At 56.5% G+C, this 1913-nt stretch carries 1 protein-coding gene; it reads left to right on the top strand.

Translation table 11 applies throughout. From position 1 onward, the window contains the following. Positions 1–568: 568 nt before the first annotated feature. A complete protein-coding gene (gene ltrA / locus AACY44_RS27495) occupies positions 569–1855 on the top strand; it encodes a group II intron reverse transcriptase/maturase (RefSeq protein ID WP_370467937.1) in 1287 nt (428 codons plus the stop codon). Positions 1856–1913: the final 58 nt, after the last annotated feature.

Raw genomic sequence — 1913 nt, 5'->3', positions numbered from 1 at the left:
TAGTGCGCCAGTTAAAGCTGGCGGAGGATAGTCGATGAAAGTTCGATACTGGTAAGAAATGGCGAATCAACCAGACCCCGAGTCATGCATGTTGCACCGTGAGGTGCAGGGTGAAGCGTTGACAGGGGAAACCGATGGGCCAGCCATTGAGCCGCGTAATCAGGAATCCGGGATGCCGATGCTGTTATGCGAAGCAGAAGGCAATACGGAGCATGGCGTTATACGCCAGTCATGCTCTGATCCCGCGCGGTCGGAGACCCTGTGCACGTCGGGAAGTCCTTCGCACAGAAACTGGGAGATCTCGGCAATGCCCGGTGCGCAAGCACCGGGCGGAGCAGGAAAGGCCAAAAGCCGTAACCCTGCTGTCTACGTTGTTGAGAAGTCGGATACGTCCGTAGTACCTGAGAAACCGTCGAACAAGGGGCCAAGCCCTGCGGAGAGGGTGGAGGAAAGGGACGTAGCCAAGGGAAACACCAACACTTCCCCCGCGCCCCGGACACAGAGCCGGATCAGTTGCGCGTCGATGGGACTTGAAGGTGTACGTGAAGCAGCCCGAAGGAATAAGGGCATGCAGTTCACGGCTTTGCTGCACCACGTTACACCGCAATTACTGGCGCAGAGCTTTTATGCCCTGCGCCGGGATGCAGCGGTGGGCGTGGACGGCATGTCGTGGCGAGAGTATGAGGAAGGTCTTCTCCAGCGGGTGAACGATTTGCACGCAAGGCTTCACAGTGGAGCCTATCGGGCAACGCCGTCGCGACGGGTCTATATTCCCAAAGCCGACGGTAGGCTGCGCCCGCTGGGCATTGCCTCTCTGGAGGATAAGATCGTACAACAAGCAGTTGTCACTGTTCTGAATGCGATCTATGAAGAAGACTTTCTAGGATTCTCGTATGGGTTTCGGCCGGGACGTAGCCAGCACGATGCGCTGGATGCATTAACGGTCGCGCTCAAGGGCCAGAGGGTGAACTGGATATTGGATGCGGATATCACGTCGTTCTTTGATGAGATCGACCATGAATGGATGCTGATGTTTCTGGGACACCGAATTGCAGATCGGCGCCTGCTCGGACTTATCTGCAAATGGCTTCAGGCGGGAATAATGGAGGAAGGCCGTAGGGTGGCTGCGGCCAAGGGGACTCCCCAAGGCGCAGTGATATCTCCGTTACTGGCGAATATCTATCTCCACTACGTGCTGGATCTGTGGGCAAGGCAGTGGCGCGAGCGCCACGCCCGTGGCGATGTCATCGTTGTGCGCTACGCGGACGACAGTGTTGTGGGTTTCAGGTTGAAATCGCAGGCCCAGCAATTCTTGCAGCAATTACGAGAACGACTGGCCAGGTTCGGTTTATCGCTTAATGCTTCGAAGACACGGCTGATTCAGTTTGGTCGTTTCGCTACGAGAAATCGTAGAGACCGAGGCTTGGGTAAACCGGAGACGTTTGACTTCCTAGGCTTCACACACTGTTGTAGTACCAACAGGATCGGTGGTTTTCAAATACTGCGTCTGACGGTCAAGAAGCGAATGCGTGCAACGCTGCTGGTCATTCGGGATGAGCTGAAACGTCGACGTCATGAGCCCATCCGGGTTCAAGGGCAATGGCTAAACCGAGTGGTCAGTGGGTATTTCAATTACCACGCGGTGCCGGGAAACCTAATACGTCTTGGCGGTTTTCGTTTGGCGGTATGTCGTCTATGGCGGCAAGCTCTCAAGCGACGCAGCCAGCGTAACCGGCTTCAGTGGTCACGCTACGGACGCCTTGCCGACCTCTATGTACCTAGCCCCAGAAATGCACATCCTTACCCTGAGGATCGCTTCGCGTCACATACCCGAGGCAGGAGCCGTATGCGGTAGTTCCGCACGTACGGATCTGTGCGGGGGGCGGCAGGTAATTGCCGTCCCTACCGCGACC

The sequence above is a fragment of the Pseudomonas sp. RA_15y_Pfl1_P11 genome (genome assembly GCF_963970975.1).
GTDB lineage: Bacteria > Pseudomonadota > Gammaproteobacteria > Pseudomonadales > Pseudomonadaceae > Aquipseudomonas > Aquipseudomonas tritici.
Note: the sequence above shows the minus strand (reverse complement) of the source record. Positions and strands in the feature narration are given on the sequence as shown.